The sequence below is a fragment of the Peribacillus sp. NPDC097295 genome, assembly GCF_044761665.1.
Classification (GTDB): Bacteria; Bacillota; Bacilli; order Bacillales; family DSM-1321; genus Peribacillus.
The window spans coordinates 66,118-90,901 of the sequence record NZ_JBIWCW010000003.1 but is presented as its reverse complement, the minus strand read 5'-3'; the positions used below and the strand labels follow the sequence as shown (position 1 = coordinate 90,901).

The 24,784-nt window shown below is 42.1% G+C and carries 25 protein-coding genes; 12 read left to right on the top strand and 13 right to left on the bottom strand.

Features of this window, described 5'->3' with window-relative positions; all coding sequences use genetic code 11:
* Positions 1-25: 25 nt before the first annotated feature.
* From ACIQXN_RS06705 to ACIQXN_RS06695, 3 genes are all read right to left on the bottom strand, one after another.
* Positions 26-817: a phosphotransferase gene (locus ACIQXN_RS06705; protein ID WP_402963626.1), complete on the bottom strand. Its 792-nt coding sequence runs from the start codon at positions 815-817 to the stop codon at positions 26-28.
* A 158-nt stretch (positions 818-975) separates the two neighbouring features.
* Complete coding sequence (locus ACIQXN_RS06700) at positions 976-1,296, bottom strand: DUF3889 domain-containing protein (protein ID WP_402963623.1); 321 nt, start codon at positions 1,294-1,296, stop codon at positions 976-978.
* A 20-nt stretch (positions 1,297-1,316) separates the two neighbouring features.
* Positions 1,317-2,312, bottom strand: a complete 996-nt coding sequence (locus ACIQXN_RS06695) for a M14 family zinc carboxypeptidase (RefSeq protein ID WP_402963620.1) — start codon at positions 2,310-2,312, stop codon at positions 1,317-1,319.
* Between the two features lie 133 nt (positions 2,313-2,445).
* Between ACIQXN_RS06695 and ACIQXN_RS06690 the strand changes: the two genes are divergently transcribed.
* A complete protein-coding gene (locus ACIQXN_RS06690) occupies positions 2,446-2,688 on the top strand; it encodes a YhdB family protein (protein WP_402963617.1) in 243 nt (80 codons plus the stop codon).
* A 131-nt stretch (positions 2,689-2,819) separates the two neighbouring features.
* Here ACIQXN_RS06690 and ACIQXN_RS06685 read toward each other — a convergent pair whose 3' ends face one another.
* From ACIQXN_RS06685 to ACIQXN_RS06675, 3 genes are all read right to left on the bottom strand, one after another.
* Positions 2,820-3,347: an NADPH-dependent FMN reductase gene (locus ACIQXN_RS06685; protein WP_402963615.1), complete on the bottom strand. Its 528-nt coding sequence runs from the start codon at positions 3,345-3,347 to the stop codon at positions 2,820-2,822.
* Positions 3,348-3,509: 162 nt separating this feature from the next.
* Positions 3,510-5,240: a phospho-sugar mutase gene (locus ACIQXN_RS06680; protein WP_402963612.1), complete on the bottom strand. Its 1,731-nt coding sequence runs from the start codon at positions 5,238-5,240 to the stop codon at positions 3,510-3,512.
* A gap of 150 nt (positions 5,241-5,390) precedes the next feature.
* Positions 5,391-6,938 carry a GNAT family N-acetyltransferase gene (locus tag ACIQXN_RS06675; protein ID WP_402963609.1) on the bottom strand — a complete coding sequence of 516 codons (1,548 nt, stop codon included), beginning with the start codon at positions 6,936-6,938 and terminating at the stop codon, positions 5,391-5,393.
* 198 nt (positions 6,939-7,136) lie between these two features.
* On the opposite strand from ACIQXN_RS06675, the gene ACIQXN_RS06670 reads away from it, so the two are divergent.
* Together ACIQXN_RS06670 and ACIQXN_RS06665 are read left to right on the top strand one after the other, a co-directional pair.
* The gene (locus tag ACIQXN_RS06670) at positions 7,137-7,574 is read left to right on the top strand and encodes a disulfide oxidoreductase (RefSeq protein WP_402963606.1); all 438 of its coding nucleotides are present in this window, start codon (positions 7,137-7,139) and stop codon (positions 7,572-7,574) included.
* Positions 7,574-8,044: a thioredoxin domain-containing protein gene (locus ACIQXN_RS06665; RefSeq protein WP_402963603.1), complete on the top strand. Its 471-nt coding sequence runs from the start codon at positions 7,574-7,576 to the stop codon at positions 8,042-8,044. The genes ACIQXN_RS06670 and ACIQXN_RS06665 overlap by 1 nt, the downstream gene beginning before the upstream one ends.
* A gap of 61 nt (positions 8,045-8,105) precedes the next feature.
* On the opposite strand, the gene ACIQXN_RS06660 is transcribed toward ACIQXN_RS06665, so the two are convergent.
* Positions 8,106-8,528 carry a DUF5365 family protein gene (locus ACIQXN_RS06660; protein WP_402963600.1) on the bottom strand — a complete coding sequence of 141 codons (423 nt, stop codon included), beginning with the start codon at positions 8,526-8,528 and terminating at the stop codon, positions 8,106-8,108.
* Positions 8,529-8,758: 230 nt separating this feature from the next.
* On the opposite strand from ACIQXN_RS06660, the gene ACIQXN_RS06655 reads away from it, so the two are divergent.
* A complete protein-coding gene (locus ACIQXN_RS06655) occupies positions 8,759-9,664 on the top strand; it encodes an RluA family pseudouridine synthase (protein ID WP_402963597.1) in 906 nt (301 codons plus the stop codon).
* A gap of 47 nt (positions 9,665-9,711) precedes the next feature.
* Here the strand turns inward: ACIQXN_RS06655 and ACIQXN_RS06650 are convergent, their stop codons facing one another.
* The 5 genes from ACIQXN_RS06650 to ACIQXN_RS06630 all read right to left on the bottom strand — a co-directional run bounded on the left by ACIQXN_RS06650 (position 9,712) and on the right by ACIQXN_RS06630 (position 14,076).
* Entirely contained in the window at positions 9,712-10,374 is a 663-nt protein-coding gene (locus ACIQXN_RS06650; protein ID WP_402964651.1) for a methionine ABC transporter permease, read from the bottom strand.
* Positions 10,374-11,414, bottom strand: coding sequence for a methionine ABC transporter ATP-binding protein (locus ACIQXN_RS06645; RefSeq protein ID WP_402963594.1), 1,041 nt, complete (start codon positions 11,412-11,414; stop codon positions 10,374-10,376). Before ACIQXN_RS06645 ends, ACIQXN_RS06650 begins: the two co-directional genes overlap by 1 nt.
* 51 nt (positions 11,415-11,465) lie before the next feature.
* On the bottom strand, positions 11,466-12,278 hold the full coding sequence (locus ACIQXN_RS06640) for a MetQ/NlpA family ABC transporter substrate-binding protein (RefSeq protein ID WP_402963591.1): 813 nt from the start codon (positions 12,276-12,278) through the stop codon (positions 11,466-11,468).
* A gap of 255 nt (positions 12,279-12,533) precedes the next feature.
* On the bottom strand, positions 12,534-12,788 hold the full coding sequence (locus tag ACIQXN_RS06635) for a GlsB/YeaQ/YmgE family stress response membrane protein (protein WP_402963588.1): 255 nt from the start codon (positions 12,786-12,788) through the stop codon (positions 12,534-12,536).
* Positions 12,789-13,245: 457 nt separating this feature from the next.
* The gene (locus tag ACIQXN_RS06630) at positions 13,246-14,076 is read right to left on the bottom strand and encodes an aldo/keto reductase (protein WP_402963585.1); all 831 of its coding nucleotides are present in this window, start codon (positions 14,074-14,076) and stop codon (positions 13,246-13,248) included.
* A 386-nt stretch (positions 14,077-14,462) separates the two neighbouring features.
* Between ACIQXN_RS06630 and ACIQXN_RS06625 the strand changes: the two genes are divergently transcribed.
* From ACIQXN_RS06625 to ald, 6 genes are all read left to right on the top strand, one after another.
* The gene (locus tag ACIQXN_RS06625) at positions 14,463-15,461 is read left to right on the top strand and encodes an inorganic phosphate transporter (protein WP_402963582.1); all 999 of its coding nucleotides are present in this window, start codon (positions 14,463-14,465) and stop codon (positions 15,459-15,461) included.
* 238 nt (positions 15,462-15,699) lie between these two features.
* On the top strand, positions 15,700-16,320 hold the full coding sequence (locus ACIQXN_RS06620; RefSeq protein WP_402963579.1) for a DUF47 domain-containing protein: 621 nt from the start codon (positions 15,700-15,702) through the stop codon (positions 16,318-16,320).
* Between the two features lie 14 nt (positions 16,321-16,334).
* Positions 16,335-17,333: an inorganic phosphate transporter gene (locus ACIQXN_RS06615; protein WP_402963576.1), complete on the top strand. Its 999-nt coding sequence runs from the start codon at positions 16,335-16,337 to the stop codon at positions 17,331-17,333.
* 144 nt (positions 17,334-17,477) lie between these two features.
* A complete protein-coding gene (locus ACIQXN_RS06610; protein WP_402963573.1) occupies positions 17,478-18,731 on the top strand; it encodes a PucR family transcriptional regulator in 1,254 nt (417 codons plus the stop codon).
* A gap of 56 nt (positions 18,732-18,787) precedes the next feature.
* A complete protein-coding gene (locus ACIQXN_RS06605; protein WP_402964648.1) occupies positions 18,788-19,606 on the top strand; it encodes an EcsC family protein in 819 nt (272 codons plus the stop codon).
* A 196-nt stretch (positions 19,607-19,802) separates the two neighbouring features.
* Positions 19,803-20,936 (top strand): alanine dehydrogenase, encoded by a 1,134-nt coding sequence (gene ald, locus ACIQXN_RS06600; RefSeq protein WP_402963570.1) that lies wholly within the window; start codon positions 19,803-19,805, stop codon positions 20,934-20,936.
* A gap of 149 nt (positions 20,937-21,085) precedes the next feature.
* Here ald and proC read toward each other — a convergent pair whose 3' ends face one another.
* Positions 21,086-21,892 carry a pyrroline-5-carboxylate reductase gene (gene proC, locus ACIQXN_RS06595; RefSeq protein ID WP_402963567.1) on the bottom strand — a complete coding sequence of 269 codons (807 nt, stop codon included), beginning with the start codon at positions 21,890-21,892 and terminating at the stop codon, positions 21,086-21,088.
* Between the two features lie 268 nt (positions 21,893-22,160).
* On the opposite strand from proC, the gene ACIQXN_RS06590 reads away from it, so the two are divergent.
* Both ACIQXN_RS06590 and ACIQXN_RS06585 read left to right on the top strand, forming a co-directional pair.
* Complete coding sequence (locus tag ACIQXN_RS06590; RefSeq protein WP_402963564.1) at positions 22,161-23,729, top strand: MDR family MFS transporter; 1,569 nt, start codon at positions 22,161-22,163, stop codon at positions 23,727-23,729.
* Between the two features lie 105 nt (positions 23,730-23,834).
* On the top strand, positions 23,835-24,434 hold the full coding sequence (locus tag ACIQXN_RS06585; RefSeq protein WP_402963562.1) for a DNA-3-methyladenine glycosylase: 600 nt from the start codon (positions 23,835-23,837) through the stop codon (positions 24,432-24,434).
* Positions 24,435-24,784 lie beyond the last annotated feature (350 nt).

Below are 24,784 nucleotides of genomic sequence, written 5' to 3'. Positions count from 1 at the left end.
ATGATGACCTTGAATAGCTTGAATTTCAAGCCCATTCATTCCTATGCTCAGAAATGAAAGTGATATCGTCCCGATAATGTTCAAGGTGCCCTTCATCCACCATCTTTTGAAATGCTGGATCACCTTCATTCGCTCTTCTTGTGATGGTTTTACATAATCCTTCTAAGCGCAGCAGGACCATTTCGATATAATTTCCGGCAACATCCTCACCGTATGAGTCAAAAAACAAAGCAACCCTGTTTTTTATCCGGTGAGCGTCTTGATCTGACTGGTAATTCATTTTCCCGCCTGTTTCATCAAGATAAAATCTACTTAATGGAACACTGGTGTAAAGCGTATAAGCGATGTCCCAAATCCGTGGACCAGGTCCGGCTTCATCAAAATCAATAATGCCCATCGGTCTTCCGTTTTGAAAAATGATGTTGTACATGGCAAAGTCGTTATGACATAACACCTCCCTATGTTGTGGGGTATGGTCTATTGGTCGCCAACTATCGTCAAAGGGAAAGTCAATGACAGCATCATGATAGAGACGGAGCATTTTCGCAATCCCCTGTAAGTTTTCATCTGACCACATATATTTTTTCAAGGGATAATGACCAGCTTCCCCTTCGATGAATGATAGAATTTCTCTTTCATTTTCATCGATACCAAGGAACTTAGGGGCATGATCGTATCCTTTCTTATCAAGGTGTTTTAATAAGGCATGGATTCTTTCGCTGTTGGACTTTAAATCCCGTCTAACGGTATGACCTGACCGAAATACTTTCGATACATTACCTCCGGCTAACAATTCGTCATGTGAATGATCGGACATCTTACACCTCCACTACAGGTAAAATTTGTTATATTCAATGTAACATAGGCTCCAATCGCTGTGAACAAACTCCTTTCTATTACTTTTGTTTTCAGTCGTCTCATTGTCTGAAACCAGAAAAAAGCACCCCCGAAAAACGGAGGTGCTTTTACTCGTGTTTATTTTTTCTTCTGTTCGGTTACCTTCATACTCAATAGTTTATTATTTTTCAGGTTATGTTGAATCGTCACAATTACGTTAAATTCCTTACCATTTTCCACAACGAGGAATACAAAGTCATCTTCAACTTGATTATTGGCCAATTTTTTACGGCCTTTGTATTCATAGTCGGTCACATCATCTCCTGGATAATCGGCCTGAACGACTGCGATGGCTATCTTTCCATATTTCTCATAATCCGGATTGGCAGCAAGCGGGGTACTTGGGGCAAGTTGCATGATCACCATGAATCCCATGATCAACGTCAGTAATTTCCTCATTTCTTCCTCCTCATTCTTTTCTAGTTAGTCTTATTATGTATAACCGCGTCCTTGTTATTCAGCTCTTTTGCTTCTTTAACAAGCATGATCCCAACTTGATGATTTCTTTTCCACTCCTCGGGAAATACGGATAGGGGTGGATTCGTTTCCTCAACTAAATAACTAAGCTCAATGGTCAGTGCCGGCCGTTCAAACTCAGTGATGAACCAATCCGTAAAGCCACTGCCAATCGCTTCTTTATCCGGAATCGTCAGTTCATACCCTGTCATCTCCGCCGCTTTTTTGGCAATCCCATAATCCCTCGCCATATTCTTATGCTTATTATGATAGTGCCAAAATATTTCCCGCCCGGACGTATGGTAGGAAACCGCAAAAAGGGGATCGACTTTTTTCGTGAAGGTCGAGAGGGCTTTCACTTCCGCTGCCATCAGCGGGCGTTTTCCTTTATAAAATTGATACGTGGGTCTTTTCGCTTCATTGTCGATGTCATCCCATCCACTCGGATATTGTCTGTTTAAATCAATGCCCTTCGCATTGGCTTTCCACCGGGACCAATCTGTGCTATAGTCGTTCATTTTCCAGACTGACGCTCTCTCCCAGACATTTAAGTGGGAAAGATCTCCCTGCTGGATGCGGACTCCATCAGGATTCAACATTGGAATGAACCAGATACTGACTTCATCCAATAAGTTTGACGAAAATTCACCGATTGGCTTACCCGTTTGATAGGCGGAGGCATAGTCTTTCAGCATCGCCATCAGGATAAGGGAACTTAACCATTCCCTACCATGATGGGCACCGACCATTAGAATCGATTTTTTCCCTTTACCAAGTTTAACGGCCTTTATTGGTTTTCCTTTTTCAGTTTTACCGATTGTTTCAACCTCTAATTGATACTTTTTCTGTATTTTTAAAAGGTCTTTTTCCATTGTTTCTGGTGAATATCGCTGTTCCGAGAACGTGATTGGAGGTAAAAGCAGAAAACAGATAACCCCCATGAAAATGATTTTTTTCATGTACTCACCTTTATTTATTATTCAGGTAAAAAACAACAAACACCGTTTTTTCTATATCGCCACTTATTGTAAGGAGAGCTTCTGCTCATTCTGTACAAAATACAAATAGCTCCTTATTAAGGAGGAGAATGACATGAGGATAGCGGATTATGATCAGGCTTTGTTTCACACACACCGCTCGGATTGGGACAGCCTGTTAGTATTGATGGTTCGTACGAAAGATCACATTCTTTCGAAGAAAATCGAACATTTTTTACACGCTTATCAGTTTGAGCACGATTACCAAATTGTTCAATCTCAGCTGTATGCCCTATTTCGTTATCTTGACCATGCTGCTGAACAGACGAGTGAATATGGAAATGAAGTTCTTTACTGAAATCAACATTAGTTTGTACAAAAAGGGAAATATTATACAAGTTGCGTTTTACGGGGATTAAACTATGGCTGGTGGACCCTATAATTAGGAAACAAGGAAGGGTCAGGCATATGCACCTGACCCTTTTTCCTCTATTTTTTTATCGTTGCATATGCAGTAGCATACATTTTTAACTCATCCACCAAAGCCTCTACAAGCAATGCTGAATCTTCATTCAATCCGTCATTTTCGTAATCGAAGCAATGAGGATCAAGTACTAATTGCTTTGGAATCACATTCGCATAAAGACTGCGTCCGACCGTCCTCATCGAATTCAAGGCATTGATTCCACCTTTTCCTCCACCTGAAACGGCCAGAAGCGCAACTGGCTTGTGTGTAAATTGGTCGCTGCTAAGGAAATCCAAAGCATTTTTTAAAGCGCCACTCATAGAACCGTGATATTCTGGAGTCGCCAAAATGACACCATCCGCTTCTTCAATGCTTGTACGAAGATCTTGAATCACTTTCAATTGGTATTGCTCGCCTTCCCCGGAATACAAAGGAATTTCACTGTTGCTTAAATCGATTAATTCTGCTCCGTATTGTTTAGAAATGAAGCGTGAAGTAATCCCTGTACGGCCCTGCTTACGTGGTGAACCGTTAATGATAACTAATTTCATGAAAATATCCCTCCTTGGATGTTTTTTATGGTTTGAATAATAATGTCTATTTCAGTATACCAAAAGCACTGTAGGATTTGCTTAAATTTAAGCTATTTCTACATGATCGACACATGGAAGAACGAAGAACCATTAAGGCCCTCCGTTCCCATCCCTAATACATTACACCAATGCTTCAATTTCACTCATGAAATCAGTCATGACGACTGAAAGCTTATCTACAGATTCCTGCATGGATGCCCCTTGGACCCCGAAATAAAATTTGATTTTCGGTTCTGTACCCGAGGGACGGAGACATACCCACGTTCCGTCATCGAGGAAGTATTTTAAAACGTTAGATTTCGGAAGTTCAATATCTTCCACATCATTGGTCTTTAGAATATGCTTTTTGCCGTTCTGATAATCTTCTGCCACAGCTACCGGGATACCGGCAATCTGTGTGGGAGGGTTCTGCCTGAACCGATCCAATATTCCCTGAATCTGTTTCGCCCCTTCAATTCCTTTTAAGGTTAATGAACGCAGTCCTTCCAAATAGAATCCATATTTTTCAAAGACATTCATCAAGCCTTGATAAAGGGTCAGACCCTGCTTCTTGTAATGGGCACATACTTCCACTGCCAGTAGTGCGGCTTGGATGGCATCTTTATCGCGGGCAAAGTCCTTGATTAGATAGCCATAACTTTCTTCATATCCGAAGACGAAGCTTTGTTCTCCGCTTTCGTGGTATTCATTTATTTTCTCAGCAATGAACTTGAATCCAGTCAGTACATCGACGGTCTCCAACCCGTAGGATTTGGCAATAGCCCTTCCGATTTCCGAGGTCACGATTGTTTTCAAGACAACTCCATTCTGAGGTAGCGTCCCTTTTTCTTTCTGCTGTCGCAATAAATAATCCAAGAACAAGGCACCGGTTTGATTGCCCGTCAAAACGACATATTGACCTGCTTCGTTCTTCACGGCGATTCCAAGTCGATCGGCATCGGGATCCGTGGCGATTAGCAAATCTGCTTCCACTTTATTTCCGAGCTCGATGGCCATTTCAAATGCGGCTGGCTCCTCCGGATTCGGGGACTTCACTGTCGAAAAATCAGGATCAGGCAATTCTTGTTCCTTGACGATATGGACATTGTGATAGCCTAAATCAGTAAGGGCACGCCTTATTGATTTATTGGCCGTCCCGTGAAGAGGCGTGAATACAAGCGACACGTCGATTTCCTCCGCTAATTGAGGATTCTCTGGAACCGTTAATAGTTGTTGATTATAAGCGGCATCAAGCTTTTCGCCAATGATTTCGATAAGCCCCTTATCCTTAAGTTCTTCAACTTCTTTAATCTGTATATCCAGTTCATTTTCAATTGCATTCACATATTCGATGACTTGGTCTGCCGCATCAGGAGGCAGCTGGGCCCCATCCGGTCCGTACACCTTGTATCCATTGTATTCAGGCGGGTTGTGGCTTGCCGTGATCACGATTCCAGCAAAAGCATTCAGCTCCCGAACAGCAAAGGATAATTCGGGTGTAGGACGCAATTCATCGAATAAATAGGCCTTCACTCCGAATGTGGCCAACGTTTTAGCCGCCTCCAGTGCGAATTCCGGTGACTTGTGCCTCGAATCATAGGCAATGACCGTCCCCCTATTCTTCGCCTCTTCTCCGAATGAAGAAATATACTGTGCCAGTCCTAACGTTGCCTTCCGAACCGTATATAAGTTCATCCGGTTTGTTCCAGCTCCAATTTCCCCACGCATGCCGCCTGTCCCAAATTCTAAGTTCTTATAAAAGGCATCTTCGAGTTTAGCTTCATCCCGTTGCATTTCCTCGAGCAGGACCCGTAATTCCTCATTCAAATTCTGGTAGCCTGCCCAAGCGGTATATAAAGATTTCCATTCCATCTCCAACATCTCCTCTCAACGCCGTTATGTAATGTTTATATGTATCTAATCCTATTACCAAATTAACATATATTTCCCAATAATTGAAGTAAAGGCTCGCGACGAAAAAGCTACCAGCGTTGCTTTTTCATCACGAGCCCAACTAAATCCTTACTTAGTCCCATATTTATAATTCAGCTTGTAAATATCATGACGACGGTCTTTCAACTGTCTTACAGTACCGGACTGCCGCTCCCGTCGCAAGATTTCCAGGTCAACATCACCGATAAGTACCATTTCAAGGTTGGGACTTGTTTCCCCGACAATGCCATCACGAGCAAATTCAAAATCTGATGGAGCAAAAATTCCGGACTGCGCATATTGGATATCCATGTTTTCCGTCTGCGGCAGGTTACCCACCGTTCCGGAGATGACCGTGTAAATCTGATTTTCTACAGCACGTGCCTGGGCGCAGTAGCGAACGCGCAGATAGCCTTGCCGATCTTCCGTACAGAAAGGTGTGAAAAGGATTTTGGCACCCATATCAGTCGCAATCCGGGCAAGTTCCGGAAATTCGATGTCATAACAGATTTGAATCGCGATTTTTCCACAATCCGTATCAAAGACACGCACGCGGTCCCCCGCATTAATTCCCCACCATTTCCTTTCATTGGGAGTGATGTGGATTTTATATTGCTTTTCAATGGTCCCGTCGCGGCGGAATAAATAGGCAATATTATAGATATTGTCATCTTCCTCTTTAACAAAATGAGAACCGCCAATAATATTGACGTTATATCTTACAGCAAGCCTCGTGAATAATTCGATGTATTGTTCCGTGAATTCCGATAGCTTTCTGACTGCCAGACTTGGAGACCGTTCATTTAAGAACGACATCAGCTGGGTCGTGAACAGTTCTGGGAATACTGCGAAATCAGCGCTCGCGTCGGAAGCTACATCCGTGAAATATTCCACTTGGTTGGCGAAATCTTCAAATGATTCAATACGACGGAGCATATATTGTACAACGCATATCCGAACTGGTTCCGAAGTCTTGTAATAACGCTTCGTTTTCGGCTGATAATCCCAATTATTCCATTCCATGAGTGTTGCGTATTTATTGGAGGCCAAATCATCTGGCAAATAGTTGGGATTGATCCTCATCAGAGTGAACCCGTTTAAAAGCTGGAATGATAGGACCGGATCGTAAATTTTATGTAATTGCACTTCCTTGACGTATTCTCTCGGTAACAATTCATCCGCATATTTGTGGTAATTCGGAATCCTGCCTCCGATGATGATACTTTTCAGGTTCATTTGTGCTGCTAGTTCTTTCCTTGAATCATATAGTCTTTGTCCTATTTTCATCCTGCGGAATTTAGGATGAACCATGACCTCGATCCCGTATAAATTATAACCGTCAGGATTGTGATTCGTGATGTAGCCATTATCCGTCACATCATCCCAAGTATGGCGATCATCATATTCGTCAAAGTTGATAATGAGGCTGGAACAGGAACCAATCACTTTGCCATCATACTCAGCTACAAATTGGCCCTCCGGAAAGATTTCCAAATGACTTTCAAGCTGGTCTCGTTTCCATGGATCCATCCCTGGAAAACAAGTCGCTTGCATAGCAATGATTTCGTCTATGTCCCCTGGCTTCATATTTCGTATTTCCATGATTTTCTCAAATTTATGCAGGTCTAAATTAGGCATTTTTCTCAGGCTCCTTTATACTCTTCATCGAAGATTATACCCCTAATTTTAAAATTAAAACACTTGGGATCCCTCATTCACTTGTTAAATACCTTGATGAATCCTCTTATGAAGCATTTTTTAAGAACATATATTTTACAGACGCCATCGATACAGACTATACTTTTATTAAAGAAAAAAAAGGTGGAATAGTGAGCGATGGACAAGACAAAAGACAGTAAGGAAAACTGGCTATTTATTGCATGGGCTGCTTCCATCATTGCCATGTTTGGAAGTTTATACTTTTCTGAAATCAAGCAATACGAACCTTGTGCCCTTTGTTGGTACCAACGGATTATCATGTATCCTTTTACAGTCATTATAGGTATAGCCATCATTCGCAAAGACCATTGGATCAGCTTTTATACCATGATATTATCTGGGATTGGCGCACTCATTTCAACGTACCATTATCTGATTCAAAAGGTTTCATTCTTTTCCGACCATGCACTAGCATGCGGAAGGGTTCCATGTACAGGTCAATATATTAATTGGTTTGGATTCATTACAATCCCTGCCTTAGCTCTCATAGCATTCATCATTATATTCCTATGCAGTTACATCGTATGGGCAAGATCCAAGGAGGCTTCCGCTTAATGAAAAAAATAGCTGTATTTTTAGTGATTATCGTCGCTCTATTCATCATACTGGGCGTTGTGACAAATATGAAAAAAGAAGAAAAAGCAAAAGGGAATCCATATGGAAAAGAAAATTTGAAATCTGCAACTGTCGATCAATTGGATGATCCCAATTATCAAAATTTGATCCTTCCGGCAGAGTTGGAGGATGACTTGCAGAAAAAAGAAGAAATGACCGTCTACTATTATAGCCCTACATGCGTGCATTGCCAAAAAACCACCCCGGTGGTTGCACCCCTCGCTGAAGAGATGGGCATTGACCTTGTTCAGTACAATTTATTGGAATTCGAGCAAGGATGGAGCGACTATGGCATAAAGAGTACACCAACCATCGTCCATTATAATAATGGACAAGAAAAGGCTCGATTAGTAGGCTACCATGAAAAAGCAGAATTCAAGAGATGGTTTGAGGATAACGACATAAACTAAGAAAAAGAGCCGGCTATAACGGAAAGGCATTTCCCGTTATAGCCGGCTCTTTTTTTTTCCCTTATACTAAGTAAGAATTCGCTACTTGAACATTGTACATAGGCAAGCCTCCGATGCCCGATTGTTCATTCATTTGAATAAAATGATTATAACCGAATGGGAAGAAGATTCCGTATTCGTTCAAAAGTGTCACGTTCCTCATGAACAATTCTTCGGAATGACACTCAGGTGCATTGGAATTCACCCTGTCCTTTTTGTCCATAATAGTTAGGAGGACTTGAAGACATGTCATCACCTGATAGGCGTCTCTAAGTGTTCCGGTGTAAGTGAACGTACTTTTATTCGGCTGTAAAACGCCTAGCTCTTTAAAATGAAGGATTTCATCTTCTGTGAAGTAATTCGGAAATACAGATTCGTAGAAACGTCCAACAAGATTAGCAATTTCTTGCTCTTGTTCTGCCGTTGATGAAGAGACAACCTTCACGCATAAAACCACCTTTTTCAAATACTTTAGCCCTATTAACGCTTGTGTAATATTAGATAATCAACCTTTTTTTAATAGAATAACATAATTTTTGTAAATATAATGTGGTAATTTTACCCACTGAATTATTTTCAATAGGTCTAATGGTTCTTTTTTTATTAATTAGCTGTACTTATTATATATATTTTTAATAAAAATACAAAATAAATCCAACGAAAGTAGGAATAAATTTGAAACGTTTTATGGTAAAAGGCCAAACCCTATCAATTTACGTTCCTGAAAACTGGGAGCATTTCACTTTAGAAGGGCTTTTTAGAGATCATTGGAAGGCCCCGAAGAAACTTGTACATGAATGGAGAATGAGTAAGGAAGTAAAAGTGAATGATGTTTTAACTCCGTGGTCCAGCAAGATTTCCGAAGGAGACAGGATTAGCATCCCCTTGCTTAGCGGTGAAAATGACCCCGTAATTGCTACTGATTTAGGCATAACCATCATTTATGAGGATGATTTGTTATTAATCGCGAATAAACCGGCTGGCCTGGATACTCATCCCTCCCATCCCGGTGATAGGAATTCACTGATCAATGGCGTAGCATACCACCTTCAGGAAACGGGGCAGACCTGTATAATTAAGCATATTCATAGACTTGATAAAGATACCACCGGAGCCGTCCTTTTTGCTAAAGACCGGCTAATCGGCTCCATGCTCGATAGAATGTTGGAAGAACGGGACATCAAGAGGACCTATTTCGCTTTAGTGGAAGGAAACCTACAAAAAAATGCAGGGAAAATCGATGAAAAAATTGGACGGGACCGACATCATGCGACGAGACGAAGAGTTTCCCCCACCGGACAGACGGCTATCACCCACTATCAAGTGCTTGAACGATACCCGAAGGAAAATAGGACACTCGTCAGCTGTACGTTGGAAAGTGGAAGAACCCATCAAATCCGGGTGCATTTCAGCCACTTGAATCATCCCTTGGCCGGAGACACGCTTTATGGAGGAAAGAAGACCTTTCCACGTCAGGCACTACATGCTAGAAAAATGGAATTCACTCATCCCATTTCTGAAGAAAAAATTGCCATCGTGGCGCCTTTCCTGGATAATCCCAGTATCTTTGAAACGTTATAACAACATAAAAAAACTGGCTCGAAGAAGATGAGCCAGCTTTTTTATGTTCATGATCCTTTTTTCAATTTAGCCGCTGTCCAATTGCCGAATGACTGAATTAGCTGTACGAGGCAGATTAACAGAAGGACCGTGATGAACATGACTGGAAGATCCCATTGCTGGTAACCATAGCGTAGCGCTAAATCCCCCAGTCCTCCCGCTCCTACTGCCCCTGCCATTGCCGTTGCCCCAATCAGGCCAATTGTCGCTATCGTCAGACAGAGGACAATCCCCGGCCTGGCTTCACGCAACATGATTCGAAAAATGATTTGAGATCGTGTCGCCCCCATTGCCGAATAGGCTTCAATTATGCCACGATCCACTTCCAGCAAGGCCGTTTCTATCAAGCGGGCAATATACGGTGCCGTAAACACGATCAGTGGAACAATCGCCCCCTTAACACCGATTGCCGTGCCGGCCACCCATTCAGTGAAAGGGATGATGGCCACGATCAAGATGATGAACGGGACTGAGCGTATGATGTTAACAAGTACATTCAATATAAGAAAGACCCCTTTATTCGGTGCAAGATGGTCTTTTCTCGTTATTACCAGTAGCACCCCAATTGGGATGCCAATGATGGTCGCAATGAAAAGGGCGATTCCGACCATCAATAACGTTTCGTATAAAGACTGGGTAAACAACGGTGACATCTCTACCAATCTTTCCATCATGACTTCACCCCCCCATGATCCTGTTTGACTTCCACATGGTGAACCGCCTGTTCGAGATAACCTATTGCCTGCATAATCGTTTCTTCCTCACCCGAAATATGAAGCAGCATCATACCAAGCGGCACTCCTTTGACCGTTATCATCGAACCGCTTAACACGTTAGTAACAACAGAAAAACGGTTTGCAAGGGAATGTAGTACCGGATTAAGCGCAGCGTCTCCCCTGAATGATATCCTGACTACTTTGGAGTCCGGGCTCCCAACCACGAATCTGTCCAACATCGTATTAGGAATCGCATCATCGAAAATCGTACGGATGAAGTTCTTCGTCGTTGTTGCTTGCGGCTTACTGAACATATCAAGTACGGAACCCTGTTCGATTATTTCCCCCTGCTCCATGACAGCAACGCGGTCACAAATCTTTTTAATCACGTCCATTTCATGAGTGATCAGCATGATCGTCAATCCAAGCTTTTCATTAATATCAAGCAAAAGTTCAAGAATCGACTCTGTCGTGTGCGGATCAAGTGCAGAAGTCGCTTCATCACATAAAAGAAGTTCAGGGTCCATGGCCAATGCGCGTGCAATGCCTACCCTTTGCTTCTGCCCGCCTGACAGTTGGGATGGATACTCCCCGGCTTTATCCTGTAGACCCACTAACGTAAGCAAACCGTCCACTTTTCGCTTGATATCTTGTTTGGAAACTTTATTCATTCTTAGAATTTCTGCCACATTATCATACACATTACAGGAGTGTAATAAGTTAAAATGCTGAAAGATCATACCGATTTTCTTACGTGATGATCTCAGCTCCCTTTCGCTCAACTGCAATAAGTCGACGCCATTCACGATGACTTTGCCACTGGTCGGTTTTTCAAGTAAATTCACCGTCCGTAGAAGCGTGCTTTTCCCGGCACCGCTAAAGCCAATGACACCGAAGATCTCGCCCCTTTTCACGGAAAGGGACACCCCTTTTAAAGCCTGGACGCTATTTTTCCCCACTTTATACGTCTTGTGTATATCAGTCAGCTGAATCATCCTATACCCCCTAATCCGGACATTTTATTTTCAGGTATGGTCAGCCAACTTTTATTCAAAAGGTTGATCAACCGTTTTAAACACACCCTCATAGTTTTCCATGATGAATGCTTGCACTTCTTTTGAGCTATATAATTCGGTTAATCTTTTATAGTCTGCATTATCTTTATTTTCTTCTGCCGTTGCCAAGTAAATCGGGAACTTGTCTCCCTGTTCGATATATAATGGATCTTCCTTAGGATCGTATCCATTTTGGATCGCAAAGTTACTAGGGATAATCGCGACGTCCAAGCTGTTCATTGCTGGCGCAAGCATCCCACCTTCAAGCTCCTTGAATTTCAATTTCTTTGGGTTTTCAGTAATATCTTGAATCGTTGCATGATTTTTCAGACCTGGTTTCAACTTGATCAAGCCCGCTTCTTCATATAACAAAAGCCCGCGCCACAGATTAAGAGGATCGTTCATGATTCCTAGAGTGGCGCCTTCAGGAATTTCCTCAATCGTTTTGTATTTTTTCGAATAAAAAGCCATGTTCGTAGTGAAAACTTTTCCTACCGTTGCGATATTGGCTTTATGATTCTCATTGTATTGTTCTAAATACGGTTTTGTTTGGAACACATTTACATCTATATCTCCATTTTCAAGAGCACGGTTAGGGGTGACGAAATCGTTGAATGGTACAATTTCCATCTTGATGCCCTCATCCTTGGCCACCTCTTTCACCTTCTTCGCCACCTCTTCAAAAGGACCAGCGGATACCCCCACTTTAATCGTTTTTTCTTGAACTTGCTCTTCACTGCCGCAACCTGCCAATAAAATCAAACCAGTTATGGCAAGAAGCATCCCCATCATTTTTTTTGTCATAATTAATCTCCCTCCCCATTTTTCAGTATACAATTATTATTTTAAAAACATCAAATTTTCACATTCGAGCTTATTTTAAAGTGGGTAATGGATTTTTTATTTATTCAACTATAATAAATATTGCTTTTTTCAATACTAACGGAGCGAAAAAAGGCAGTCGCTGTATAAGCAACTGCCTTTTCTGACCCATATCTGGTCAGGAATTTTCCCCAAATAAATAAGCTGGCCTCTTAGGGCCAGCTGCATTATTGTTTATTATGAAGCTCTTCTTGTTCCTCTTAAGATCAAGCTTAAGATGAAGACAAATACGATGGCACCAATCAATGCTGGAATAATAGCGAAATCTGCTACTGAAGGTCCCCAAGTTCCAAGAATTAATGAACCTAACCATGCACCTACAAAACCTGCAATGATGTTACCAACGATACCGAATGGTACGTCACGTCCGATAATCATACCTGCTAACCAACCGATGATACCTCCGATAATTAATGACCATAAGAATCCCATAATATATTTCCTCCTTGAGTAAAATAATTTTATTCAGCAGACTAGAAAAAATCCAATCACTTTCATTATTCGTGCCCGATCAATACTAACCTTTACACTCAAAAGGTATAATGCCTAGTACGCATATCTTAAAATTGCGAATGTTACTGGTTAATTAAAAGTTAACTTTTGTCCAAATGGATTTGATTGGACACTGCTTAATGTTGGTGTGTGTCTTTCTTCTTGTTTGCTGTTGTACTAAGTATTTTCCCCATATTCTAAATCTAAAACCTTAATTTAATTTTATTTTTTAATAGGTAAAAAAGAGATTATCTCAATAAAGAACAGGGTATAATACTTTTTCATTTTGTCTTCTGATATAGAATAAGCCGTTTCTTTCTATATTATGATAGGCGCACAAAAAAAAGCGCCCGGATTTCTCCAGGGCACTCTTTTGGTCATCCATGTAAATCATCACTTAAAAAATGAGCTCATCCGGATTGCTGCCGAATCGTTCATTTTTGTTCAGGGCATCGATTTGATTCATCTCATTAAGGCTCAATGAAAAATCAAATACTTGAGCGTTTTCCTCAATGCGTGAAGGTGTGATGGATTTTGGAATAACGATGATATCATGTTGCAGGTGCCAACGGATCAACACCTGTGCAGAGCTTTTACCATGCTTCTTGGCAATGTGATTGATGGTGGGTTCATCGATTAAATGTCCGCGTCCAAGTGGGCTCCAAGCTTCAACCTTGATATCATGTTTCTTGCAATAATCGCGAATTTCGGTTTGAGTCAATAATGGGTGGAGCTCGATTTGATTGACGACAGGTTTGATCTCACTATTAGCCAATAGATTTTCTAAATGGTGAACATGGAAGTTACTTACACCGATTGATTTAACTTTTCCATCTTTATAAAGTTTCTCTAGCGCCTTCCATGTGTCCAGGTACTTATCTTGGCCTGGCCAGTGAATCAAATATAAGTCCAAATAGTCCAAGCCCAGCCGTTTTAAGCTATCCTCAAAAGCTTGAAGCGTCGTATCATATCCTTGTTCCGTATTCCATACTTTCGATGTGATGAACAATTCTTCGCGTGGGATTCCACTTTCCCTTATTGCTTGCCCCACACCTTCTTCGTTTTCATATATAGCTGCCGTATCAATTGCCCGGTATCCTATCTCAATGGCCTTCTTGACGGATTCAACCGTTTCCTCGCCGTTTTTCACCTTGAAAACGCCAAAACCTAGCTGTGGCATTTGCACTCCATTATGTAAAGTGATTTTCTCCCCAACACTTGAAATCATAAGGCATACCTCCATAGTTTTTATTTTCCAATTATATCATTTGCATCAGGGCATTTCGAAACTTACGCCTCGGGATTGCACTCGAATATCCGTTCAGACAATCCATTATTATTAAAAAGTAGAATTTTTAGGGATTTTTATCCTAAAATAAAAAATATTTTGTAAAAAAATGACGAAATATCTATCCTTATAGATAAGAAATTCGTTACAATTGAATAGTTGGACAAAAAATGTTAAAAGTAGGTGTCATCTTTTTTAAAAGAATAATCAATTACTCTAACTCCCATTCTAAATAAGAAGGAGTTTTAAGATAGTCTTTCATCCACTCTTCGGACGCAAACTAGGTTTTTCATTTACATACTTGAATATTAAGGAGTCTTCCATGCATGAGTAGTATATTCATTTTAACCGTTGCAATTATTTTCTTTGCTTTAGTCTTTGACTTTATCAATGGGTTCCATGATACGGCCAATGCAATCGCTACTGCCGTTTCAACCAAGGCGCTTCAGCCACGGCACGCCATTATCATGGCCGCGATCATGAATTTATTAGGGGCATTGACTTTTACGGGCGTTGCACAAACCATAACGAAAGACATCGTCGATCCATTTACGTTAGCCAATGGTTCGTATGTCATTCTTGCTGCTTTAATTTCGGCAATCATATGGAATTTGATCACATGGTACTTTGGAATCCCAAGTAGTTCATCCCATGCCATCATCGGATCCATAGCAGGGGCTGCCATAATAGCAGGTGGTTTTGACTCCATTAAGTGGGGTGGTTTCTCTAAAATTGTCCAAGCTTTGATCTTATCTCCGATCATTGCATTTGCAGTCGGTTTTATCGTGTATAGTATCTTCAAGATCGTGTTTAAAAATAATAATTTAGGTAAGACCAATAAACGTTTCCGGAGAATTCAAATTGTTACGGCCGCGATTCAATCCTATACACATGGAACAAACGATGCCCAAAAGTCGATGGGGATCATCACATTGGCCCTAATGGCTAACGGGTATGCCCAAAGCTCAGCCATACCATTTTGGGTACAGCTTTCCTGTGCGATAGCCATGGCTCTTGGTACTTCTATCGGGGGATGGAAAATCATCAAAACAGTCGGTGGCAAAATCATGAAAATCCGTCCGATAAACGGTGTGGCTGCCGATATGTCGGGTGCCGCCATCATCTTAGGGGCTACCATCATTCATATGCCTGTCAGTACAACCCATGTCATCTCTTCTTCGATACTCGGCGTAGGCTCGGCACATCGGATTAAAGGGGTAAAATGGACCACAGCAAAAAGCATGCTGGTCACATGGTTTATCACGTTACCAATTTCTGCTGCCTTGGCAGCAACAATTTACTATATAATTTCTTTATTTGTATAACGACAGTGAACCTTTCCAATATGGAAAGGTTTTTCTTTTGCTTACAACCATCAATGAACCAGAAATTCCCACAAGGAGCCTTTCCTCCTATCTTTTTGTAAAGTTATATTAAGATTTTGTAAATTTTCGTCGAAATACCTTCCCTATTACTAGATGAATTCGTTACAATCAAATTGTTAATACTAAAGCGTACACATCTTTTCGATAAGTACGCTCGACTAATTGGGAGGCATTAACCATGGCTTTTAAATCTAAAAAAGACAAATTCGCAGTAATGCTTTTAAACATTGCTCAAAACATCAAAGAAAGTGCAGACTATTTCGCAGATTATAAGCTTAAAAATATCAGCGACTTAAAAGTTTTTTCAGATAAGATGAAAGATTACGAGCACAAGGGCGATGAAATGGTTCACACTATCATCAAAGAGTTAAACAACGCCTTCATCACTCCTATTGAACGTGAAGATATTCTTGAATTGACCATGAGAATGGATGACGTCATAGACGGTTTAGAGCATTGTTCCGCTTTGTTCGAGATGTATTCTATCGTTAATGCCGATGAGTATATGATTAAATTTGTCGATGCCATTAAGGAATGTACGTATGAAATCGAACATGCTGTCGATACGCTATCAACGAAAAAATTACCAATGATTCGTGAAAACGCGATTAAGATTAAAGAACTTGAATCTGTTTGTGACGGCATTCAACGTCAATCGATCAAAAACTTGTTCACCGTTGAAAAAGATCCAATCAGAATCATTCAATATAAAGAGATTTACGAAAGTCTTGAAGAAATTGCTGATAACTGTCAAGCCGTTGCCAATACACTTGAAACAATAATAATGAAAAACGCCTAAGGAGTACCCCCTAAATGGATACTTTGTTACTTTTAACGATTATAATTGTCTTTCTTGCACTTGCATTCGACTTCATCAATGGGTTCCATGATACCGCGAATGCCATTGCCACATCTGTTTCGACAAAAGCGTTAAAACCTAGGCATGCTATTATCTTGGCTGCTATCATGAACTTTGTCGGAGCTATGACCTTTACGGGAGTAGCGAAGACGATTACGAAGGATATCGTGGATCCGTTCACCATTCCGAATGGCTCTTATGTAATCATGGCCGCTTTACTTGCCGCAATCATATGGAATCTTCTTACTTGGTATTACGGAATACCAAGCAGTTCTTCCCATGCATTGATCGGTTCTATTGCAGGTGCCGCAATTGCTGCAGCCGGCTTCGGATCCATTAAGTGGGAAGGATTCTTGAAAATCATTCAGGCGTTGATTTTCTCCCCTATCATCGCTTTCTTAATTGGGTATATCGTGTACAGCATCTTTAAAGTTGTATTCAAACACAATAACCTGACGAAAACGAATCAAAGGTTCCGTACGATCCAAATTGCCACTGCCGCCATCCAATCGTATACACATGGAACGAATGATGCTCAAAAAGCGATGGGGATCATCACACTGGCACTGATTGCCAATGGGTATGCTACAAGCACGGATATCGCTTTATGGGTTCAATTCAGTTGTGCCTTGGCAATGGGTCTTGGAACATCGATCGGTGGATGGAAAATCATCAAAACCGTTGGTGGGAAGATCATGAAAATCCGTCCGATCAATGGTGTTGCTGCTGATTTAACGGGTGCTTTCATCATCTTCGGAGCCACTTTGATTCATATGCCTGTAAGTACAACCCATGTTATTTCCTCTTCGATCCTCGGGGTTGGTTCAGCCCACCGAGTTAAGGGAGTAAAATGGGGAACGGCACAAAGAATGCTCATTACTTGGTTCATTACCTTGCCTATTTCCGCCACATTGGCAGGATTGATCTACTTGGTTATAAATTTCTTCCTTTAATTGACTCAAATCCCTGCCGACTTCTATCAGCAGGGATTTTTTTAATTCCTTCGATTTCTTTTATGCTATTACTATGTTAAATAAGGATAATCGTTTAGAATTTGTATGAAGAAGCAAATTTTCAAAGCGAGGGGTCTTAGTTATATGAAGGATTTCACGAAAAATAGGGATATTTTTAAAGACCTTTATGGGGACATGATGGAATTTGCGGATAGAATCAGTTCCGTATTGGGCTGTCCCATCACAATAGAAGATGGAAACCATCGTCTCCTTGCCTATAGTACACATGACGATACTACAGACCAAGCCCGCATCATGACCATCATTGGCAGGCGGGTACCCGAAAAAGTCATCAATAGCTTATGGAAAGACGGTATCATCCCCTCTTTATTAAAAGATGAAGTCCCGATAAAAATTGATGCCAAGCATGACGTCGGGCTCGGCAATCGCGCAGCCGTATCCATTCGGAAAAACAATGAAGTCCTAGGCTTCATTTGGGCCTTGGAAGTAAACGAACCCTTCTCTGAAGAGGCTATGGATTTTCTCCATTTTTCTGCCAAGGAAGCCAAAAATCAATTACAACAGCTACAATTGAAAAAGAAAAGGAAAGAAGCGGGGCACCAGGAGTTTCTTTGGCGCATGTTAACGGGGCATTATCAAGAAGAATCAGAAATCATTGAAAACTTCACGAAGCTATCCATCCCTGTCCCTGTCGTTTTTTCCATATTGGTATTCGACTTCCCTGAAGAAATCAACCGGGAAGTCGAGCGCTTCATATCCTATATGCTCACGACCACCCAAAAGATTCATTGCTTCCTGTTTGCCATTGATCAGAACAGGCTCATCCTTTTTACAGGATCTAATCAGGAGAATGCTTCCGCTTTCTCCACTTATGAATTCATTCCTTACTTCATTTTGGAGATGCAACGACGTTTCGGTGTCGAACATATCCTTGGGGTGTCCGGCAACATGTATAAATCCCTGACCGATGTGAAATCAAGTTATGAGGAAGCGCAGTATACCCTGAAAATGAAAACGATCTTTCCCATTGATATGAAGCACATCCTCCATTATGAGGAGCTCGGCATGTTTCAAATGCTTGAAGTCTTTGCAAGCAATAAACAGCGAACGGTCCATCCTTCCATACTAAAGCTAAAAGCCTACGATTCGAAAAATCAAACGGAACTATTGCACACATTGACCGTCTATCTCGAAAAAGACAACAATCCAAATGAGGCTTCAAGAACTCTCCATATCCATGTGAATACGTTAAACTACCGCTTAAAACGAATTAGCGAGATTGGCGATATCCGCTTAAAAGATCCGATTCAAAAGATGTCCCTCTTTCTGGACATCAAGATCGAACAATATAATGCGTTTCTCAAAAACACACGATGAATTCTGAAAAATACGGTAAAGATAGGGATACGGAAAGGAGCATTACATAATTGAACCTGGAATCAAGAGAATACCTCGAAAAAGAGCTGCTGATCGTAAAAGAATGGGAAAAGGAACAGAAAGGATTATGGTTCTGGGACCGAATTGGCCGTCTCCCGTTTAAGATACTAGACAAGGTGACCCCTGCCTTCATTCAAAAGAAGCTGGGCATTGTGCTCGATGAAATAGGTAGCTACATACAGACCGGCGGGAAATACTTAACGAAAGAGTCCACCATCATAGAGAAGTTGCAGGCTCAAAAAGCTGAATTGAAGATCACTAATTTAGAAGATGTTTCAAAGAAAGTCCCGCTCCAAACTATGGACCGTGTCAGTCAAGATATTAAAAAGTCCGGCAGCAACTTAGCGACAGTCCAAGGGGCTAGTACCGGAATAGGTGGGATTTTCACCCTGGCGATTGATATCCCCCTCCTTCTCGGCATGTCCATTAAAACCCTGCAGGATATCGCGGTTGCGTACGGATACAATCCCCGGGACAAGCAGGAACGGATTTTCATCGTCAAATGCCTGCAATTCACCACATCGGATATCGTCGGGAAAAAGACGCTTTTAAAAGAACTGGAGAATATGAGTCTTCCCGGATCAGAATCAAAAAGGGAAATCGCTTCCGAGTTGCAAGGGTGGCGGGAAGTCGTCTATACATACCGGGATCAATTCGGTTGGAAGAAACTGTTGCAGATGGTGCCAGTCGCAGGCATCATCTTTGGAGCTTTCACCAACCGTTCCATGATTTCCGACATCGCGGATACAGGCATGATGCTTTATAAGAAAAGACGGATTGAAGAACGTATGATGGACAACGTTCCCGTCGATTAGTTTCATGTTACATTTTCTTACGCTCATCTTGATCATCCAAGCTCCAATCCAATAGTTACCCCTAACGTTCGACTCTGCCTTTGTGGAATTCCACAAAGGCATCTTTTTAACTTTTCTGATTTCAACATACTAACCTTTTCCAATCCCGTTTATACTTTAGATAATACTTAAAAAGAAACTCTTGGAGGGATTTTAGATGAGAATAGGTATTCCGAAAGAAATTAAAAACAACGAGAACCGTGTAGCTATCACTCCAGCTGGCGTTATGGCCTTGGCCAATGCCGGACATGAAGTTTTAATAGAAATGAACGCTGGGTTAGGAAGCAGTTTCACCAATGAATCCTATCAAGAAGCTGGCGCCATCATGGTTGAAGATGCTGCAAGCGTTTGGGAAAGCACGGATATGATCATGAAGGTTAAGGAGCCTATCCCATCTGAATATAAATATTTCCGCAAGGACTTGATTCTTTTCACATATCTTCACCTTGCCGCTGAACCTGAATTGGCGAAATCATTGAAGGACAATGGTGTACTAGCCATTGCCTATGAAACGGTATCTGTAAACCGTACGTTGCCTTTGTTAACACCTATGAGCGAAGTGGCCGGACGCATGGCCTCACAAATCGGCGCTCAGTTCCTTGAAAAAAATAACGGTGGTAAAGGCATCCTACTAAGTGGTGTCCCTGGTGTGAAACGTGGGAAAGTAGCAGTCATCGGCGGTGGAATGGTTGGTACGAATGCAGCCAAAATCGCCATCGGTCTAGGCGCGGATGTGACCATTCTTGATTTGAGTCCTGACCGTCTACGCCAATTGGATGATATTTTCGGCAATCAGTTGACCACTCTCATTTCCAATCCATTTAATGTTGCGGAAGCCGTTAAAGAAGCGGATCTAGTCATTGGTGCGGTTCTGATTCCTGGTGCAAAAGCTCCTAAACTCGTCACGGAAGAAATGGTCAAATCCATGTCTCCAGGATCTGTCATTGTCGATGTCGCCATCGACCAGGGTGGAATCTTCGAAACGGTTGATCATATCACAACACATGATAACCCTACTTATGTAAAACATGGAGTCGTTCATTATGCAGTGGCAAACATGCCTGGAGCGGTCCCACAAACATCGACCATTGCCTTAACGAACGTAACCGTTCCTTACGCTTTGCAAATTGCCAACAAAGGCGCCGTTCAAGCGATTCTTGAGAATGAAGCCTTGGAAAAAGGGGTAAACGTAGCAAACGGCGAAATCACATTCGAAGCTGTTGCGAAGGACCTTGGTTATAACTATGTAAATGTAGTGAGTGCATTGAATCAAAATAATATTAACGCCTAATAAAAAGGAAAGGCTCCAAAACGGTTAAGACGTTTTGGAGCCCTTTCCTTTTTTTGCTTTCATCTCTTTCCTACACCATCAGATTTTCTAACGAAACATTGTGTTAAAACCCCAAGAAAAATTGCCTTTATGCAAGGCATCCCTTCTTATCACTGATTGATTCCCTTTGTTTTATCTGTGCAGGCCTTCATTGCCTCCAAAATGCTCGCCCTGAACCGATTCTCTTCTAACGTGGCAACAGCTGCTATCGTTGAACCCCCTGGTGTACAAACGTCATCCTTCAATGCTCCCGGGTGTTTTTCCGTTTCTAGCACCATTTTAGCAGCTCCCAATACCGCTTGTGCTGCCAAGCGATATGCTTGGGTCCTCGGAATCCCGTCACGGACACCACCGTCGGCGAGTGCTTCAATGAACATGTATACATACGCCGGTGAAGACCCGCTGATCGCCGGCACTGCGTCCATCTGATGTTCTTGTATGAGCTCCGTCTTTCCAAAGCTATTCAACAAAGTTGTGACATCCAATATGTCGGCTGCAGTGATTTCATCATTCATGCTGATTGCCGTCATGCCTTCCCCAACGAGAGATGGGGTGTTCGGCATCGTCCTTGCGACCTTTACCCTCTTTCCAAGGCCCGTTTCAATTTGTGAAGTGGCAATTCCTGCTGCCATCGTAATGATCACAACATCCTCTTTTAGATGAGCCTTCACTTCTGAAAGGACCTGCTCATGCAAGGCTGGTTGGATAGCCAGGAAAAGCATATCGGCAAATCCAGCCACTTCCTTATTATCTAAGCACCCTTGCACCGCATATTTAGAGGTGATTTTTGTTAGGGTCGCTACACTTGCCGTACTGACCATGATCATTTCAGGTGAAACGTTGCCTGATCGCAGTATGCCTGCAAGCATCGCCTCTCCCATTTTTCCGCACCCAATGAATCCGATTTTTTTACTCATATTTTACACTTCCAATCATATCTTCATCTAGTATCTTATTATAGCGGATACGGCTAAGAGAAACATGCCCAAGAGTTCCTAGCGTGCAGATTAGTGGGTTTCTAGGACGAATATTTCCTTCGTATTCCTAAAAATACCCCATCTAGAAAGTGAATTTTTTAGCGAAAAATATGGATTGACTGCATAGTCAGGAAACGTTTATAATTTTTCCACTTAGACAATCGATGTTCCCGAAATGAGAATTACCTTACAGGAATGGAGACACGAAATGGACATGAAGAAAAATTCAATCAATACCACACTTGTCTTGACCGGATTGATCATTGGGATGTTTTTCAGCTCATTAGAACAGACGATTGTCGGGACAGCGATGCCGACGATTATCGGAGAATTGAATGGCTTCACCATTTTCGCCTGGGTTACGACCGCTTATTTGATTGCTTCCACCACCGTCGTACCTATCGTGGGGAAGTTATCAGATTTATATGGCAGGCGGTCTCTTTACCTGCTTGGAACGATCATTTTTACGATTGGTTCGTTTTTATGTGCCACCGCCACTTCAATGGAACAGCTCATCATTTACCGAGGACTGCAAGGAGTCGGGGGCGGGATGATTATGCCCTTATCCCAGACCATCATTGGTGATATTTTCACGGCTGAACAGAGAGCTAAATGGCAAGGTGTTTTCGGGGCCATCTTTGGGTTAAGTGCGGTCATCGGCCCTTTTTTGGGTGGACTGATCGTGGACCATATCAGTTGGCACTGGATTTTTCTCATCAATGTACCTACCGGTTTATTATCCGCAGGCATGATATATGTCGGATTAAAGCATGAAACGATTTTGAAAAAGGAGAAAGTGAACATTGACTATTTAGGCATTATCACCTTGATACCCGGCATTGTATTGCTATTGCTCGGTTTAACCTTTGGTGGTGATAAGTTTGAATGGAGTTCGCTTACCTCCTTTACCATTTTTGGCAGTACCCTGGTTTTTCTCGTTTTATTTGTCTTGTTTGAAAGAAGGGCCATTGAACCGATTCTTGATTTATCCCTCTTTAAGAATAGGGTCTTTGCCACCACGAATGCGCTAGGTTTTTTATTGGGGCTCGGCATGTTCGGGGCCATCATGTTCGTTCCGCTTTTCATGCAAGGAGTGCTTGGCGTATCACCGACTAAAGCAGGTTCGACCATGACCCCGATGATGATTGGAATGATTCTGGCAAGCGTCGTCGGAGGACGGCTGCTTTTAACATTCCGTTTTCGCACGGTCCTTACCTCGGGAATGGTTTTTACTACCCTTGGATTTATCCTTATGAGTACGATGGATAGTGACACTAACACATTGACTGCCTATATTTTCATGGCGGTTCTTGGAGTGGGAATGGGGCAAGTCATGCCGACTTTGATGATAGCCGTTCAAAATGAATTCCCCAAGTCTCAGCTTGGCTCGGTCACCGCAGCCTCGACCTTCTTTCGTTCAATAGGCGGAACGATGGGCATTACGATTTTGAACGCCGTCATGAATCATCATCTTCAAAAGAATATGGATGATGCAGTGGTGAACGAAAAAGATCCTGTACTGCATGAAGCATTGGGTGCGCTAGCCGATCAAACAGATAAACTATTCAACGTCATGCTTTATCCCGAAAACCTGAAAATGCCGACTGAAGTCAGCAATGCCTTGATAAAAGCGATTGAACATGCCTGGATTCATGCTTTTTCAAGCGTATTCATCACTGGTATCTTTTTTGTTTCCGTAGGTATTTTAGTCGCTCTATCCGTAGGTTCCGGTCAAATCAAGCGGGATCAAGACGTAAAAAATGATAGGAGCATATAAGAATCGTGGTCGGCTCATTGTAGCCGATTTTTTCATTGTTGCCTGAGGTTTCTTTTTCGTCCTAAAGGGAAATTTAACTGTAACATACATTTTTGGAGTGATACGATGCAAAACGAACCTACCATCCCATCCATCTTGCCACAGGAATTTTACAACCAGCCTACACTCGAACTGGCGCAATCTCTTTTGGGCTGTCTGCTTGTGAAAGAAACCCCCGAAGGAACGGCTGCCGGTTTTATTGTCGAGACCGAAGCCTATATGGGTGCCATGGACAGGGCTGCTCATAGTTTTGGAAATAGAAGGACGAAGCGCACGGAAGTCATGTTCGGTGAGTCCGGCATGATTTATACATACTCCATGCACACCCATACACTGGTTAATGTCGTGAGTGGTGGCCCCGATATACCTGAAGCCATCTTGATTCGGGCAGTGGAACCCTATGTGGGACTGGATTTAATGCATGAAAGGCGTGGACTTCCTGATATTCGCAAGCTGACGAACGGACCAGGAAAATTATCTAAAGCACTGGGCATTACAATGGCAGATTACGGACATTTTTTCACTGAACCTCCCTTATACCTTACGTCGGGCAAACAGCCTGAACACATCTCAAGCGGACCCCGTATCGGCATCGGGAACTCGGGGGAAGCAAAAGACTATCCATGGCGCTTTTGGGTGACCGGCAGTCCTTTTATTTCCCGTTAACGTGATGGCAATTGGCAAGCATTAGGCAGAGCAAAAGGCATGCAGCAACAATGAGTTACCTATACTCTGCCGCCTTCCCACCCCATATTTTTAGGCTTTTACCCTTCACTTAAACCAAAACATCCACCCCTCCGCAAGCACTAAAACTATAGCTTCCCATTGTCATCTCCTTCACTTCAACTGGGAACTTCTCTCTCACTACCTAACAAATTTTCACAAATGATACCCAATCGAATCAGAATGATCAGTTTACCGGTTACTTTCATTAATTCTAGAGACGGGATATCCTGTAAGAAACAGGAGTCTTTTAGACTATCATCCTTTTAAATCAATGAAACTTTTGAAGGTGT